The following is a 15,191-nucleotide window of genomic DNA, read 5'->3' as shown; positions in this document are numbered from 1 at the left end:
GGGCTTTAAAGCTATTTATAATTGCTTGGCTTTTCCGATAATTTCATCAACTACACCAGGATCTTGTAACGTACTGATGTCGCCAAGATTAGAGGTGTCTCCTTCGGCAATTTTTCTTAAAATACGACGCATAATTTTTCCTGAACGTGTTTTAGGCAATCCGGACACAAACAGAATTTTATCAGGTTTGGCTATGGCACCAATAACACGGGTTACCGTTTGTAAAATATCCTTGCGGCTCAGATCAGCATCACTATGCGGATTTGGAAAGATCACAAAGGCATAAATTCCCTGACCTTTAACATCGTGAGGATACCCTACGACAGCACTCTCTACCACACCAGCATGCATATTGATCGCATTTTCGACTTCAGCAGTACCGATCCGGTGCCCGGAAACATTGATCACATCATCTACTCTACCGGTAATTTTATAATAACCGTCTGCATCTCTCAAGCATCCATCTCCTGTAAAATACAGGTTTTCATAAGTAGAAAAATAGGTCAGCTTGCAGCGCTCATGATCGCCATAAGTGGTGCGGAGCATACCTGGCCATGGAAATTTAATACATAGATTTCCGCTCACATCGTTGCCTTCAATAATATGACCTTGTTCATCTACAAGAACAGGCTGTACGCCAGGTAAAGGTAGCGTAGCATAACTTGGTTTGGTTGGCGTCACAAAGGCAATAGGTGAGATCATAAGCCCTCCTGTTTCTGTCTGCCACCAGGTATCTACGATCGGGCATTTCTTTTTGCCCACATGCTCATCAAACCAGTGCCAGGCTTCTTCATTGATAGGCTCTCCAACTGAGCCCAGCACACGAAGGGAACTCAGGTCTGCACCATCTACAGGTTCATTGCCAAAACCCATCAAAGAACGGATTGCTGTGGGTGCAGTATATAAAATATTGACTTTGTGCTTATCCACAACTTCCCATAACCTGGCTGGTGTGGGATAGGTTGGTACCCCCTCGAACATCAGTGTAGTTGCGCCCTGTGATAAGGGTCCGTAAACAATGTAAGAGTGACCAGTGATCCAGCCAATATCTGCAGTACAAAAGAAAATTTCATCCGGCTGATAGTTAAACGCAGTGGAAAAGGTATAACCCGCATACACCATATAACCTCCAACGGTATGAACAACCCCCTTAGGCTTACCTGTAGAGCCAGAGGTGTATAAAATGAAGAGCATATCTTCTGCATCCATCTCTTCTGCAGGACAATAGGTATCGACCAGTTTGATTTCGTCTTCGAACCAAAGATCTCTTCCTTTCAGCATAGAAACAGGTGTACGGGTATGTGTCAATACAATCACTTTCTCCACACTTGGACAACCGATCAGTGCATCATCGATCACTTCTTTCAATTGGATCTGTTTTACCCCCCTGAAAGCACCATCGGCAGTGATCACCAGCTTACATTGGGCATCATTGATGCGGTCGGCAATAGACTTGGCAGAAAAACCTCCAAAAACTACGGAATGCACAGCGCCTATCCGGGCACAAGCCAGGACAGCAACAGCCAGTTCCGGAACCATCGGCATATAAATACATACCCTGTCCCCTTTTTTGACCTGGTTCTTTTTCAACACGTTAGCAAACCGGCAAACCTGCTCATGCAATATTTTATAAGTGAGAGTAACGCTGTCCTTTTCGGGATCGTTCGACTCCCAGATGATAGCGGGTTTATCTCCGTTCTTCTCCAGGTGACGGTCCAGACAGTTTTCTGTAATGTTTAGTTTCCCGCCTTCAAACCATTTAATATTGGGTTCTGAAAAATTCCAGGACAATACTTTATCCCATTTCTTTCGCCATTTAAAAGTATCTGCTATGCCCGCCCAGAATTCTTCAGGCTGTTCAACACTTTGTTTGTAGGCTTTTTGATATTCATCAAAAGAATTAATTTGCATCATGTGGTTCTTATATTTTTTTCAATTACTGGAATCCAAATATAACTTTATTGAAAAGTTATCGGAAGTGATCGGCATTTTAAATTTTCTTTTGTACTTTTGCAGCCGTTCTCCGGGGTATCAGACAGGTATCTCAATAATTTTTCAAAAATATCGAACACCCGCTTGATGGTTACAAATATTATTCTGATATTTGCACACTCTTAAAAAATTAAGCGACTAATAATTAACAATATATATATTAAAAGGCATGTCTAGAGTTTGTGATTTAACCGGAAAAATGGCGATGACAGGTTTTAATGTTTCTCACTCGAACGTTAAAACTAAGCGTAAGTTTTATCCCAACTTACAACTTCAGAAATTTTATATTCCTGAGGAAGATCGTTGGATTACACTGAAAGTATCTACTTCAGCTATTAAAACCATCAATAAAATTGGTATTACAGAAGCAATCAACCGCTTCGTGAAAAAAGGATTTTTGTAACAACTTCGGCTGGTTTTTACTGGCTTCAATTATAATAAAATGGCAAAGAAAGGTAACAGAGTACAAGTTATTCTAGAGTGTACAGAGCATAAAACTAGTGGCATGCCTGGTATGTCTAGATATATCTCTACTAAAAACCGTAAGAACACTACTGAAAGATTAGAATTGAAAAAATTCAATCCAGTATTGAAAAAAGTAACTGTACACAAAGAAATTAAGTAATACATTTAGTATCTCACTAAATACAATCTATTTAGATCATGGCAAAAAAGGTAGTTGCAACCCTTAAAACGGGTAAAGGAAAAGAGTATTCGAAAGTTATTACAATGACTAAATCACCTAAAACAGGTGCTTATTCTTTCAAAGAAATCATTGTTCACAACGATCACGTTAAAGATGCTATTACTGCACCTCAAGAAGGTAAGTAATCTCAATATTCTATAATATTAGAGCCGTCCCTTCAATATGGGAGGGCTTTTTTTGTTTTGTTAAACATTCGTATGGGTTTATTTGATTTTTTTAAGAAAAAGGAAACTGCTCCTGAAGCTCAAGAGGCTTTGGACAGGGGACTAGAGAAAACTAAAGAAGGTTTTTTAAGTAAGATCACCAAAGCTGTTGCAGGTAAATCAACGGTTGATGATGATGTTCTGGATAACCTTGAAGAAGTATTAGTAACCTCCGATGTGGGTGTTTCCACTACACTCAAAATTATCGAACGTGTACAGAACCGGGTTTCAAAGGACAAATATTTATCTACATCAGAACTCAATCATTTATTACGTGATGAAATCCAGCTTTTGCTTGCAGAAAACAACAGCAATGATTTCCGTAAATTTGAATATGGCGACCATAAACCCTATGTGATTATGGTGGTGGGTGTGAATGGTGTGGGTAAAACGACGACCATTGGCAAACTGGCAAACAAATTAAAAAACGAAAACCTTAAAGTTGTACTTGGCGCAGCAGATACATTCAGGGCTGCAGCTGTCGAACAGATTAAACTTTGGGGCGAACGGGTTGGTGTTCGTGTAGTGGCTCAGGCTATGGGTTCAGATCCCGCTTCGGTCGCATTTGATACCCTTCAATCGGCAGTTGCGAATAAAGAAGACGTAGTGATCATTGACACCGCTGGTCGTTTGCATAATAAGATTGGCTTGATGAATGAACTTGGGAAAATCAAGAACGTAATGGAGAAGGTTATTCCGAATGCACCACATGAAATTTTGTTGGTTCTGGATGGCTCTACCGGCCAAAATGCTTTTGAGCAATGCAAACAGTTTACAGAAGCAACAGATGTGAACGCTTTAGCCATTACCAAACTGGATGGAACAGCTAAAGGCGGCGTTGTTATTGGCATTTCAGACCAGTTTAAGATCCCTGTAAAATATATTGGTGTAGGTGAAGGTGTAAATGATCTTCAGCTATTCGACAAAAAAGCTTTTGTAGACAGCTTGTTTAAATAAGGATCTGCAATACATATTAAATTGATTAAAAAAATAAATGAATACCAAGACCACTTCCAAAATCATTACCGCTAAGAAACCTAAGATCAATGTCATCACCTTAGGCTGTTCTAAAAACATCTATGACTCTGAAGTTTTAATGGGGCAGTTACGCGGCAATAGCATGGATGTGGTTCATGAAGCGGGCAAAGTTGGCAAAGATGATATCGTGGTGATCAATACCTGTGGATTCATTGACAACGCAAAACAGGAGTCTATTGACACCATTTTACAGTACAGCCAGCTTAAAGACGAAGGTAAAGTAGCTAAAGTTATTGTAACAGGATGCCTTTCGGAGCGTTATAAACCAGAACTGGAATCTGAGATCACCAATGTTGATGCCTATTTTGGCACCAACGATCTGAACAATATCCTGCATTCTCTGGGTGCAAATTATAAGCATGAGCTCATAGGCGAGCGTTTATTAACCACTCCTTCTCATTTCGCTTATTTTAAAATTGCAGAAGGCTGTAACCGTCCCTGCTCTTTCTGTGCGATTCCATTGATGCGCGGCAAACATGTGTCACGCGATATGAATGAATTGGTGAATGAAGCTAAAATTCTTGCAGCCAACGGCACTAAAGAACTGATATTGATTGCACAGGACCTGACTTATTATGGTCTTGATATATACGGAAAACGCAATCTCGACGAATTGCTAAGACGTTTATCTGATGTCAATGGTATAGAATGGATCCGTTTGCAATATGCTTACCCTTCCGGTTTCCCGATGGAAATTCTGGATGCTATGAACGAAAGGGAGAATATTTGTAAATACTTGGATATGCCGCTTCAACACATTACAGATAATATGCTGAAGTCTATGCGCCGTGGTATTACCAAACAAAAAACCATCGACATTGTAAACCAGATCCGGGATAAAGTTCCCAATATCGCAATGCGTACTACGCTGATTTGCGGTTACCCTGGTGAGACGGAGCAGGACTTTGAAGAAATGCTAAGCTGGGTAGAAGACACCCGTTTTGACAGATTAGGCTGCTTCACCTATTCTCATGAAGAAAAGACCCATGCTCATAACCTGGTAGATGATGTTCCTGAAGAAGTGAAACAGGAGCGTGTCGATGCAATTATGGAATTGCAGCAAGGTATTTCTTTCGATATTAACCAGGAAAAAGTAGGCAAGACGTACAAAGTATTGGTAGATAGAAAAGAGGGCGATTACTTTATCGGAAGAACTGAATTTGACTCTCCTGAGGTAGATAATGAGGTTTTAATAGACGCTGCTACCGGTTATGCTGCAAATGGAAGTTTTGTACAGGTAAAAATTGACCGTGCCGAAGATTTCGATCTGTATGGACAGATTGTAAAATAAAAGCATGGCCCTATGAATTATGGTTTAATAACTTAAATTCGTGCCGATGCTTGCTAAATATCTATCATACCAGGACACCAACTCCTTCTCTTCTATTGTATTGGATTACATAGAAGGGAAAAATGTACTTCAGCCTTTTTTCAAATACAAGCCCGATATGCAGGGTTTCAAGGAGGCTATTGACGGGCGGAATACAGATTGTAACAGGGATTTACTGGTACAGGTATTACAGCGCCAGTATGAAGGCATCACCAAAAGTGACCTGGTTAAACAGCATATTGAACTTCTTGCAGACCGAAAGACTTTTACCATTACCACCGGGCATCAACTGAATATCTTTACCGGCCCTTTATATTTCATTTATAAGATTATAACAGCCATTAACCTGGCCAGGGAATTGAAACAGACCTTTCCGGACCATAATTTTGTTCCGGTGTACTGGATGGCTACCGAAGACCATGATTTCGAAGAAATCAATCATGTGAAGGTAGAAGACAAGCTACTGATCTGGGACAAGAAAGCCGCAGGTGCAACAGGCAGGTTGAGCACAAAAGATATGGCTGAGGTTCTACTGGCCTACAAAGGCTATTTAGGCATCAGTGAGAACGGCAAAAAGCTGGCCGACCTTGTTGAACAAGCTTATTCTGGCCATAGTACACTTGCCGCAGCAACCAGGGAGCTGGTTAATGGCATTTTTGGTGCAGAAGGTCTGATCTGTATAGATGCCGATGAGCATTTGCTGAAAAAGGAATTTGCTCCGGTTGTTTACAAAGACATCATAGAGCAAAATAGTTTTAAACAGATCAGTGCTGCCAATGCGGCACTGGAAGATAAGGGATATAAACCTCAGGTCAATCCAAGAGAAATTAATTTCTTCTACATGATAGATCAGCTTCGTGAAAGGATTGTGGCAGAAAATGGCTTGTATAAAGTAAACAACACTTCTATTGTTTTTACCAAAGAAACGCTTCAGAAGGAAATAGATGAATTTCCGGAACGCTTCAGCCCTAATGTTGTAATGCGCCCGATGTACCAGGAAATTATACTTCCCAACCTGGCCTATATCGGTGGTGGTGCAGAAGTAACTTACTGGTTGCAGCTGAAATCAAATTTCGATTTTTATCATATACCTTATCCTGTGCTGATGCTCAGAAATTCGGCACTGGTGATTGACGCACAGAGTGCGAGAAAAATGCATATTCTGGGCATTACCCACCAAAGTCTTTTTCATAGTAATGAAACGCTTAAAAACGAGTGGATCAAAGTTCATGTCCATAATCTTGCTTTAAGTTTGGAGGACGAGCGCAGATCAATAAGTGCCGTTTTTGATCATATTAAACTTGACGCCTATAAAATAGATAAAACACTTTCACAATCTACAGACGGTGCCCGTATCAGGACCCTCAAACTGATCGATAACCTGGAAAAGAAAATGCTGAGGGCTGAAAAACGCAAGCATATTACTTCGCTTAGTCAGATTGATGGTTTAAAAAAGAGGTTATTTCCTTCTGGTGTATTGCAGGAAAGAGTATTAAACATCGCTCCAATGTATGTACTCTACGGCGATGACTTTATACAATCGTTACTGGACAATTTCAAACCGCTGGAACATCGTTTTACGATTCTCTTTGCTTAACAATTACCTATGACTTTTCACACTTTCACTGAACAAAAACTCCGTGCTTTTACAGAACGTATTTTTCTCAAAATGGGCTGTAATAGGACAGATGCTGAACTGGCTGCAGATGTCTTGCTAAAATCAGACCTTAGGGGTATAGATTCACATGGGGTGGCCCGCTTAAGTGGTTATGTAAGGCTCTGGGAGAAAAAAAGGATCAATGCACAACCAAACATCAGAATCGTTCATGAAACGGCCACTACGGCTACTGTAGATGGCGATGGTGGGCTAGGTCTCGTTGTGGCACCGTTTGCTATGAAAGTGGCTATAGAAAAAGCTGAAAAATATGGTAGCGGATGGGTATCCGTTAAAAATTCGAATCATTTTGGCATTGCGGGCTATCATGCATTAATGGCCGTAGAGAAAGAGATGATTGGTATTAGCATGACCAACGCAAGCCCCCTGGTAGCACCTACCTATTCTAATGAGCGCTTATTGGGTACCAACCCCATGTGTTATGCCTTTCCTGCAGGAAAATATCCGCCATTAATTGTAGATATGGCCACAGCGGCCGCGGCAAATGGCAAACTTGAGATTGCACAAAGATCTGGCCAGCCTATTCCTGAAGGATGGGTACAAGACAAAGATGGAAAGCCCTCTATAGATCCTCACCAGTTAAAAGACGGCGGATCTTTACTTCCGCTAGGCAGTGATAAAGACCATGGAAGCCACAAAGGTTATGGATTGGGTGCTACAGTAGATATTTTATCTGCAGTGCTGTCTGGCGCCAATTATGGGCCATGGGTACCTCCTTTTGTTGCCTTCCTGGAGCCACCTTCAGACCCTGTTGGAGAAGGTATTGGCCATTTTCTGGGTGCAATGCGAGTGGATGGCTTCCGTCCTGCTGCAGATTTTAAATCCCATCTGGACAATTGGATAGAACGATTTAAAGGTTCAGGTACCATTGACCCCACGAAAAAAGTAGTCATTCCCGGAGAACCAGAATACGCCGCGGAACAGGAAAGAACTCAACATGGGATTCCCCTCATTGACGCAGTCGTAAAAGACCTGAATACACTGGCAGAAAAGCTTCAGGTTGAAAAACTATAAGACATAAAAAAAGGGATTCTAATGAATCCCTCTTAATAATCTGCTCCATCTGATCTTACTGAAGAACGATCCGTTGGTGTCGTAGCTCATCCAGATAAATAAGGCCTTACCAACCACATGGTCTTCCGGTACAAATCCCCAGTAGCGGGAATCCAAGGAATTATGCCTGTTGTCTCCCATCATCCAGTAGTAGTCCATTTTAAAGGTGTAAGTATCGGCTTTCTGACCATTGATCATCCAGTCTTTTCCTACTTTTTCTACTTTGTTACCTTCATATATTCTAATGCTTCTTTCATAAAGCGGCATTGTTGCACTATCTAATTTAACAGTCCATCCTTTTTTAGGAATGGTAATAGGACCAAAGTTGTCCACATTCCATTTGCGGTTAGGATCGTGTGGAAAAACATCCAGAGACTGCTCGCCTTCAACAGCAGTATTTTCTTTTACACTTTCTACGAAGTCGAGTTTACGGACCTGGTCCATCATTGTTTCCGTACCTGTAAACTCATAGGTATTTTGTGCCAGACCGGTAATATCAGATTGAAGGTTAAAACCCATTCCCTCAAAAATGCTGAAGTTTACATCAGCTGTTTTGAACTTAACAGCATAGGTAATCTGTCCCGTCGGCTTTAATTTCTCAGGTTTGCCATTAATGGAAACCAATCCATTTTTCATACTCACAACGTCACCAGCAATACCAATACAACGTTTGATATAGTTTTCTCTTTTATCCACAGGTCTGCTTACAATGGTAAACTGACTGTGTACAGACTGCCAGCCAAGTGACCTGACCATTTCGTAATAATTATGATCCTGTTGCTCTAAAGCCACTGTATCTCCCTCAGGGAAGTTAAATACCACCACATCATTTCTTTTGATGTCTGTCAGTCCGGGTAGTCGGCGATATTTCCACTGAACACCATCCCAATAAGCTTTAGTACCAGTAATAGGCATAGTATGATGTGCAAAAGGAAAGGCAATTGGTGTCATGGGAATCCTTGCCCCATAATTGACTTTGCTAACAAATAAAAAGTCACCAACCAGCAGAGACCGTTCCATTGATCCGGTCGGGATGGTATAAGCTTCTATAAAGAATACCCTGATGATGGTTGCAGCAACCACAGCAAAGATGATGGCATCTGTCCATTCTCTACCTTTAGATTTCTTTTTCTTTGGATCGGCATCCTTACGTTTTTGCCAGAACTTCCAATTCATATATTATTTATTAAAATTAAATATGTCGGCTATATTATAAAAGCCTTGTTTATCTTTCAACCACTCGGCAGCAACTACTGCCCCTAAAGCAAAACCGGCACGACTGTGAGCAGTATGTTTTAATTCGATATCATCCACCTCAGAACTGTAGATTACAGTATGTGTTCCCGGAACATGCTCAATACGTTGAGAAGTGATCAGTAATTGATCATTCTTCAAAACATCATTGAAAGGTGTTCCCTCCAGTTCATTTACCCATTCTTTCTTCCCATCCAACTGATCGATGATCCCTTCGGCAATCGTCATCGCCGTGCCGCTTGGTGCATCGAGTTTCTGCGTATGGTGGATCTCTTCTACCTGTACATCATAAGCAGGATAGTTATTCATCACTTTAGCCAGCATTTCATTGATATAAAAGAAGATGTTCACCCCAATACTGAAGTTTGATCCATAAAGCAAGGTATTGTTACTGCTCAGGCAATCATCTTTTACTTTCTGCAATTCCCCGTACCAACCGGTAGTACCCACTACTACAGGAAGATTGGCGTCAAAGCAGGCATAAATATTACCAAGTGCCGCATCAGGAGCACTAAAATCGATAGCCATATCTGCCTTACGCAAGTTTGATGTTGTTAATTCTTCCAGGTTATCTACATTTATTTTTAAGACAACTTCATGACCTCTTTCCAAAGCGAAACGCTCTATGATCTGGCCCATTTTTCCATAACCAAGTAAGGCTATCTTCATTTCTTATTTAATTTTTATATATTAAAAGCCAAGGTACTTTTTTTTACCTGAATCAAAACCTGAAACTTACTTTTAATCCAGGAGTGTAGGGATTATAACCGTATACGGCATCCTTACTGATCAGTGTAGGTGAAAACCTGATGGCCAGGTCATCTCCAACATCAAAATACATCAGCCGCGCATCAACATAGGCCTCAATTGCCTGTACGGCATATAAAGCTACAAAGGAGAAAATGATCACCTCTTTGTTCCGGCGGTAAGTGTCTTTTGCAATTGTCAGTTGACTTGTACTTACATTTTTTGGAATATCACTATCTGGATTTGGCTGATCATTGTGATCAAATCTATATTGCAATTCTTTCAAGTACCTTTGGTATTGCTTATTATTAGACATATAAGATAAGGTCAGTAAGGTTGCTCCGGTATAAAGCGCACCGACCTTTACCAGGCGATAGACCGTGACGCCATTGCCAAGCTGCCCCCAGCCTGGAACAACAAGTGCCCTGAACACCGCTTTACGTCCTGCGATTTTGCCTTTGTTCACATATACTGGCTTAATCGTATCAATTTGAGGGGACTTACTGAGGGTGCTGTCCTTTTTTAAATAAGGTTGCTGAGCCTTTACAGAAAAGAAGGCAAGACACAATAAAGCCGATAACAGCAGAATTTTAGGCATTACCAATCTAATAGTTCCAAAATCCTGTTCAAATCATCATCAGAAACAAAGGGTATCTCAATAGCCCCCTTTCCATTTTGCCCAACCTTCAATTTTACTTTGGTCGCAAATCTGGAAGCCAAGTCTTTTTGAAGTTTCTGATACTCAAAAGAAACACCGGCAGGTTGCTGTTTCCCAGGTTTTGTTTTCAGCTGTAAACTGTTGATACTCCGTACCAACTCTTCTACTTTTCTAACAGAAAGTTCCTTATCTATGATTTCCTGGTGAATGAACAATTGTTTATCTACGCCCTCCACATTGATCAGTGCCCGGGCATGGCCCATGGTGATTTTCTGGTCGCGAATAGAGATCTGAATAGCTGGAGGAAGTTTCAGCAAGCGAAGGTAGTTGGTTACCGTACTGCGGTTTTTCCCCACACGTTCTCCTAATTGCTCCTGTTTCAGATTACATTCTTCCATCATCCGCTGGAAACTTAAAGCCACTTCAATGGCATTTAAATTCTCTCTCTGAATATTTTCAATCAGCGCCATTTCCAGCATTTGCTGGTCATTTGCACTACGGATATAGGCTGGAATTTTGGTTAAGCCGGCAAGCTTGGAGGCGCGTAACCTGCGCTCTCCGGAAATTAACTGGTAGTGATTGGCCGAAACCTTCCTGACGGTGATGGGTTGTATTAAACCCTGCACCTGTATAGATTCGGCAAGTTCGTTTAAAGAAACCTGATCAAATTCCGTACGGGGCTGATAAGGATTGGTTTCAATTTCACTGATATTGATCTCTCCAATGTTATTGTCCTGGCTCTGTCCCTGTCCGGTTTCACTAACCGGATTCATCTGGCTCTTTGGCGGATGAGCAGAGTCTGAGTCATCCAAAAGCGCACTTAATCCTTTACCTAAACCTGTTTTTCTCTGAAAAGATGTCATTAAATCTTATTTATATAATTGCAGTTTTCAAATCTTCCACATGATCAACTAATCCGTTCTTACGAACAATTTCCCGTGCCAGATTCAGATAATTAATTGCTCCTTTACAATTTGCATCGTGCATAATAACAGATACACCATAACTCGGAGCTTCACTTAAACGTGTATTGCGCTGTATAATGGTTTCAAATACGAGATCCTGAAAATGTGTTCTTACTTCTTCTACGACCTGATTCGATAAACGTAGACGTACATCGTACATGGTTAAGAGAATACCTTCAATTTCCAGTTCGGGATTGAGACGGGTTTGAACAATCTTAATGGTATTCAGCAATTTACCTAATCCTTCCAATGCAAAATATTCACACTGTACAGGAATGATCACGGAATTGGCTGCTGTTAAAGCATTAATGGTAATTAAACCCAGGGAAGGCGAACAGTCTACAATGATAAAATCATAATCATCCTTAACCTTTTCCAGAACGGCTTTCATTTTATATTCCCTGCTGTTCAGATTGATCATTTCGATCTCCGCACCTACCAGGTCAATATGGGCCGGCAATAAATCAAGATTTGGGGTATCGGTTTTCTGAATAGCTTCCGAAGGTTCCACATCATTGATGATGCACTCATATATGCTGTTTTTTATATTTCTTGGATCAAAACCAATACCTGAGGTGGAGTTGGCCTGAGGATCTGCATCAACCAATAAGGTTCTATACTCTAATACGGCTAAACTAGCGGCTAAATTAATAGATGAAGTGGTTTTCCCTACTCCACCCTTTTGATTTGCCAGTGCAATAATTTTACTCATTTATCTTTTTAAAAATTACCAATTATTTACCTGAGGCTTGACTATACTTGATTTATTAATGCTAAAAAATGCTATTTTTGTAGTTATTCAGGCACTTTTTAACAATTAGCTAAGATACAAACTTATTGGCATATATGTCATCAATGCAATAAGTGTTTTAAACATCTTATTAACAATTTTCACATGATAACGATCATATCAGGCACCAACAGACCTAATAGCAATACGCTTAAAATAGCAAAATATTATCAGAAGTCGTTATTAAAAAAAGGCCTGGAGACACAGATTTTCAATCTTGAAGACCTGCCTGATCAACTGATCAAAACAGATTTATATGGAAAAAGAAGTGAAGCTTTTCAACCCATACAAGAACTCATTACCGGGACTGAAAAATTCCTTTTTATCATTCCGGAATACAACGGAAGTTTTCCAGGCGTACTAAAAACCTTTATAGATGCCTGTAATTTTCCTGAAAGCTTTTACAATAAAAAAGCTTGTCTGGTGGGGATTTCTTCCGGAAAATATGGCAATATCAGGGGAGTTGATCATTTCGCCGGCATCTGCAGTTATCTCCATTTACACGTTATGCCGCTCCGCATTCACATCTCTGCCATTAAAACAGAGATGAATGAGGCTTTCGAATTTTACAAAGAAGACACCCTGAAGTTCACTAACGAGCAAATGGATAAATTTATTCTTTTTTAGACACCAAAACTCATCCAGCGCTGTCCTTCATTTCCAAAAACAAAATAGCCCGGATACAGGATTTCAGCCACATCCTCCAGTAAAGTCACCAGAAATTCCGGGTCGTCCTGATTACCTTTAAGTTCGTCCATCAAATACAGGCGGTTGTACTCTACAGCTGGCCATTCTCTTTCCAGTAAGGCAGGTACCACCCCCATCAATGCAAGCATAGAAGTATTCTGTTCCTGATAAATGATCACCCTGGCCTTTTTTAAATCCCCTTCTGTAAAACCTCCCGCTATTTCAAGAACATGATTTAATATTGTATTTTGCAGATTGCCTGTGTTCAATACCGCAACAGGTACTTTATCCATAAATTTGATCTTATGTTCAACAATATCGACCCTGTCCTGGAGCTGTTCCCTTAGAAATTCATCCCCTACTTTATTTATCGCAGCATTTAAAAAAGACATACCAATTTATTTATTACTTTGTGCAAAAGTAATATTCCTGAACAGATGCATCGTATTATTAAAAATATTTTTTGGAGCCTGTGGCTGCTGAGTATATGCTCCTGCCATGCTGATTTGACAAATAGCTCAAAAAAAGTATTTAATCTTAATCTTGATGCCAACCTGACCTCTTTAGACCCTGCTTTTGCCAGGAACCAAAATGCCATCTGGATGATGAACCAGATCTTTAACGGCCTGATCCAGATTGACAGCAATCTGCACACAGTACCTTGTATTGCAAAAACATGGCAAGTATCGGCTGATGGGCTTAGTTATACGTTTAACCTCCGCAGCGATGTGTATTTTCATGATAGCCCGCTTTTTAAAAACGGAAGAGGAAGAAAAGTAATAGCTCCAGACTTTGTATACAGCTTTTACCGGCTGATTGACCCAAAAGTAGGTTCTTCCGGCGGTTGGATCTTTAGCGATAAAGTCAAAGATATCCACAATTTTACAGCCATAAACGACAGCACTTTTCAAATCCGGTTATTGAAACCCTTCCCCGCCTTTTTGAATTTGCTAACAACCCTATATTGTTCGGTAGTTCCCTATGAAGTTGTAGAACATTATGGCAAAGATTTCAGGAGCCATCCCATAGGTACAGGTCCTTTTAAGTTCAAATACTGGAAAGAAGATGAAATCCTCGTATTGTTAAAGAACGAGCATTACTGGGAAAAAGAAGCTGGTGTACAGCTGCCTTATCTTGATGCCGTCAAAGCCTCGTTCATCAGTGACAAACAAAGTGCTTTTATGAATTTCATCAAGAAAGAACTGGATTTCTTTGACAAAGTAGACGGCAGTTACAGGGATGATATTTTAACCAAGAGTGGAAAGATGACTGCGAAATACCAAGGTAAATTCCAGCTCAGGAAAGGTGCTTATCTCTGTACAGAATACCTGGGTATGCTGGTGGATACTTCTAAACTCATCGCCAAAAACTCTCCTTTAAAATATAAAAAGGTGCGGCAGGCGATTAATTATGCTATTGATAAAGCCAAATTGATCAAATACCTGCGCAATAGCATTGGCACCCCGGCTACATCAGGCTTTGTTCCTGCAGGAATGCCTGGCTTTGATAGCACCATTGTAAAAGGCTATCATTACAATCCAGAGAAAGCCGCAGCCCTACTTACTGAAGCGGGCTACCCGGGCGGCAAAGGAATGCCACAAATTACGCTAAGTACTTCTACAACCTACAAGGACCTTATCGAATTTATACAGGGAGAACTCAATGCCCAGGGAATCCGGGTAAAGGTTGATGCAAGCCCAAATGCGAGTCTAAGAGATATGATGTCTAAAAATGAAGTCAACTTTTTCAGAGGATCATGGATTGCAGACTATCCTGATGCAGAAAATTACCTGGCTGTTTTCTATTCTCAAAACCGTGTGCCGTATGGGCCAAATTATACGGGCTATTTTAACAAGACCTTCGACAAACTCTTTGAAGAGAGTTATTACGAAAGCAATCCCCAAAAGAGATATGTGCTTTACAGAAAAATGGATAATATGGTGATGGAATATGCCTCCATTGTACCTCTTTATTATGATCAGTCTGTGATTATGTTACAGAACGGAATCAGCGGTTACCCTATGAATGCGTTGAACCTGATGATTTTAAAACGGGTTAAAAAGCCATAAAAAAAGCTCCTTACCTGATTCAGA

Annotated in this window: 16 protein-coding genes; 9 read left to right on the top strand and 7 right to left on the bottom strand. The window is 40.5% G+C overall.

From position 1 onward, the window contains the following. Positions 1–15 precede the first annotated feature (15 nt). Positions 16–1,911, bottom strand: a complete 1,896-nt coding sequence (gene acs, locus R2S08_RS17010; RefSeq protein WP_133780278.1) for an acetate--CoA ligase — start codon at positions 1,909–1,911, stop codon at positions 16–18. A gap of 250 nt (positions 1,912–2,161) precedes the next feature. On the opposite strand from acs, the gene rpmB reads away from it, so the two are divergent. From rpmB to R2S08_RS16975, 7 genes are all read left to right on the top strand, one after another. Then, positions 2,162–2,395 carry a 50S ribosomal protein L28 gene (gene rpmB / locus R2S08_RS17005; RefSeq protein ID WP_108554931.1) on the top strand — a complete coding sequence of 78 codons (234 nt, stop codon included), beginning with the start codon at positions 2,162–2,164 and terminating at the stop codon, positions 2,393–2,395. Positions 2,396–2,434: 39 nt separating this feature from the next. After that, complete coding sequence (gene rpmG / locus R2S08_RS17000; protein ID WP_008242799.1) at positions 2,435–2,617, top strand: 50S ribosomal protein L33; 183 nt, start codon at positions 2,435–2,437, stop codon at positions 2,615–2,617. A gap of 38 nt (positions 2,618–2,655) precedes the next feature. Then, complete coding sequence (locus tag R2S08_RS16995) at positions 2,656–2,823, top strand: DUF4295 domain-containing protein (protein ID WP_108554932.1); 168 nt, start codon at positions 2,656–2,658, stop codon at positions 2,821–2,823. Positions 2,824–2,895: 72 nt separating this feature from the next. Then, the gene (ftsY, locus tag R2S08_RS16990; protein ID WP_199082537.1) at positions 2,896–3,858 is read left to right on the top strand and encodes a signal recognition particle-docking protein FtsY; all 963 of its coding nucleotides are present in this window, start codon (positions 2,896–2,898) and stop codon (positions 3,856–3,858) included. A gap of 37 nt (positions 3,859–3,895) precedes the next feature. Continuing rightward, the gene (gene rimO / locus R2S08_RS16985) at positions 3,896–5,230 is read left to right on the top strand and encodes a 30S ribosomal protein S12 methylthiotransferase RimO (protein ID WP_133779939.1); all 1,335 of its coding nucleotides are present in this window, start codon (positions 3,896–3,898) and stop codon (positions 5,228–5,230) included. A 46-nt stretch (positions 5,231–5,276) separates the two neighbouring features. Further along, on the top strand, positions 5,277–6,866 hold the full coding sequence (gene bshC, locus R2S08_RS16980) for a bacillithiol biosynthesis cysteine-adding enzyme BshC (protein ID WP_316836260.1): 1,590 nt from the start codon (positions 5,277–5,279) through the stop codon (positions 6,864–6,866). Between the two features lie 9 nt (positions 6,867–6,875). Further along, positions 6,876–7,958 (top strand): Ldh family oxidoreductase, encoded by a 1,083-nt coding sequence (locus R2S08_RS16975; RefSeq protein WP_316836259.1) that lies wholly within the window; start codon positions 6,876–6,878, stop codon positions 7,956–7,958. 18 nt (positions 7,959–7,976) lie between these two features. On the opposite strand, the gene lepB is transcribed toward R2S08_RS16975, so the two are convergent. Genes lepB through R2S08_RS16950 form a run of 5 tightly spaced genes read right to left on the bottom strand, consistent with a single transcriptional unit; the run spans position 7,977 to position 12,333 of the window. Then, positions 7,977–9,173, bottom strand: coding sequence for a signal peptidase I (gene lepB, locus R2S08_RS16970; protein ID WP_199081567.1), 1,197 nt, complete (start codon positions 9,171–9,173; stop codon positions 7,977–7,979). Between the two features lie 3 nt (positions 9,174–9,176). Next, positions 9,177–9,920 (bottom strand): 4-hydroxy-tetrahydrodipicolinate reductase, encoded by a 744-nt coding sequence (gene dapB / locus R2S08_RS16965; protein WP_316836258.1) that lies wholly within the window; start codon positions 9,918–9,920, stop codon positions 9,177–9,179. A 52-nt stretch (positions 9,921–9,972) separates the two neighbouring features. Further along, entirely contained in the window at positions 9,973–10,596 is a 624-nt protein-coding gene (locus R2S08_RS16960; RefSeq protein WP_316836257.1) for a DUF5683 domain-containing protein, read from the bottom strand. Next, a complete protein-coding gene (locus R2S08_RS16955; RefSeq protein ID WP_133779933.1) occupies positions 10,596–11,519 on the bottom strand; it encodes a ParB/RepB/Spo0J family partition protein in 924 nt (307 codons plus the stop codon). Before R2S08_RS16955 ends, R2S08_RS16960 begins: the two co-directional genes overlap by 1 nt. Before the next feature lie 10 nt (positions 11,520–11,529). Then, entirely contained in the window at positions 11,530–12,333 is an 804-nt protein-coding gene (locus tag R2S08_RS16950) for a ParA family protein (RefSeq protein ID WP_108554941.1), read from the bottom strand. A gap of 183 nt (positions 12,334–12,516) precedes the next feature. Here R2S08_RS16950 and R2S08_RS16945 point away from each other — a divergent pair, with 183 nt between their 5' ends. Continuing rightward, positions 12,517–13,038: an NADPH-dependent FMN reductase gene (locus R2S08_RS16945; protein ID WP_133779932.1), complete on the top strand. Its 522-nt coding sequence runs from the start codon at positions 12,517–12,519 to the stop codon at positions 13,036–13,038. Here R2S08_RS16945 and R2S08_RS16940 read toward each other — a convergent pair. After that, a complete protein-coding gene (locus R2S08_RS16940) occupies positions 13,035–13,490 on the bottom strand; it encodes a hypothetical protein (protein ID WP_316836256.1) in 456 nt (151 codons plus the stop codon). The genes R2S08_RS16945 and R2S08_RS16940 overlap by 4 nt on opposite strands. A 45-nt stretch (positions 13,491–13,535) precedes the next feature. On the opposite strand from R2S08_RS16940, the gene R2S08_RS16935 reads away from it, so the two are divergent. Continuing rightward, positions 13,536–15,167, top strand: a complete 1,632-nt coding sequence (locus tag R2S08_RS16935) for an ABC transporter substrate-binding protein (RefSeq protein WP_316836255.1) — start codon at positions 13,536–13,538, stop codon at positions 15,165–15,167. The last annotated feature ends 24 nt before the right edge of the window (positions 15,168–15,191 follow it).

The organism is Pedobacter nutrimenti (genome assembly GCF_032678445.1).
Taxonomy (GTDB): Bacteria; Bacteroidota; Bacteroidia; order Sphingobacteriales; family Sphingobacteriaceae; genus Pedobacter; species Pedobacter nutrimenti_A.
This window is presented reverse-complemented; position numbering and strand designations above follow the sequence as displayed.

Excerpts from the sequence above, each read along its gene's own strand:
- acs (WP_133780278.1), bottom strand. The coding sequence starts at position 1,911 with ATGCAAATTAATTCTTTTGATGAATATCAAAAAGCCTACAAACAAAGT.
- rpmB (WP_108554931.1), top strand. The coding sequence starts at position 2,162 with ATGTCTAGAGTTTGTGATTTAACCGGAAAAATGGCGATGACAGGTTTT.
- rpmG (WP_008242799.1), top strand. The coding sequence starts at position 2,435 with ATGGCAAAGAAAGGTAACAGAGTACAAGTTATTCTAGAGTGTACAGAG.
- R2S08_RS16995 (WP_108554932.1), top strand. The coding sequence starts at position 2,656 with ATGGCAAAAAAGGTAGTTGCAACCCTTAAAACGGGTAAAGGAAAAGAG.
- ftsY (WP_199082537.1), top strand. The coding sequence starts at position 2,896 with ATGGGTTTATTTGATTTTTTTAAGAAAAAGGAAACTGCTCCTGAAGCT.
- rimO (WP_133779939.1), top strand. The coding sequence starts at position 3,896 with ATGAATACCAAGACCACTTCCAAAATCATTACCGCTAAGAAACCTAAG.
- bshC (WP_316836260.1), top strand. The coding sequence starts at position 5,277 with ATGCTTGCTAAATATCTATCATACCAGGACACCAACTCCTTCTCTTCT.
- R2S08_RS16975 (WP_316836259.1), top strand. The coding sequence starts at position 6,876 with ATGACTTTTCACACTTTCACTGAACAAAAACTCCGTGCTTTTACAGAA.
- lepB (WP_199081567.1), bottom strand. The coding sequence starts at position 9,173 with ATGAATTGGAAGTTCTGGCAAAAACGTAAGGATGCCGATCCAAAGAAA.
- dapB (WP_316836258.1), bottom strand. The coding sequence starts at position 9,920 with ATGAAGATAGCCTTACTTGGTTATGGAAAAATGGGCCAGATCATAGAG.
- R2S08_RS16960 (WP_316836257.1), bottom strand. The coding sequence starts at position 10,596 with ATGCCTAAAATTCTGCTGTTATCGGCTTTATTGTGTCTTGCCTTCTTT.
- R2S08_RS16955 (WP_133779933.1), bottom strand. The coding sequence starts at position 11,519 with ATGACATCTTTTCAGAGAAAAACAGGTTTAGGTAAAGGATTAAGTGCG.
- R2S08_RS16950 (WP_108554941.1), bottom strand. The coding sequence starts at position 12,333 with ATGAGTAAAATTATTGCACTGGCAAATCAAAAGGGTGGAGTAGGGAAA.
- R2S08_RS16945 (WP_133779932.1), top strand. The coding sequence starts at position 12,517 with ATGATAACGATCATATCAGGCACCAACAGACCTAATAGCAATACGCTT.
- R2S08_RS16940 (WP_316836256.1), bottom strand. The coding sequence starts at position 13,490 with ATGTCTTTTTTAAATGCTGCGATAAATAAAGTAGGGGATGAATTTCTA.
- R2S08_RS16935 (WP_316836255.1), top strand. The coding sequence starts at position 13,536 with ATGCATCGTATTATTAAAAATATTTTTTGGAGCCTGTGGCTGCTGAGT.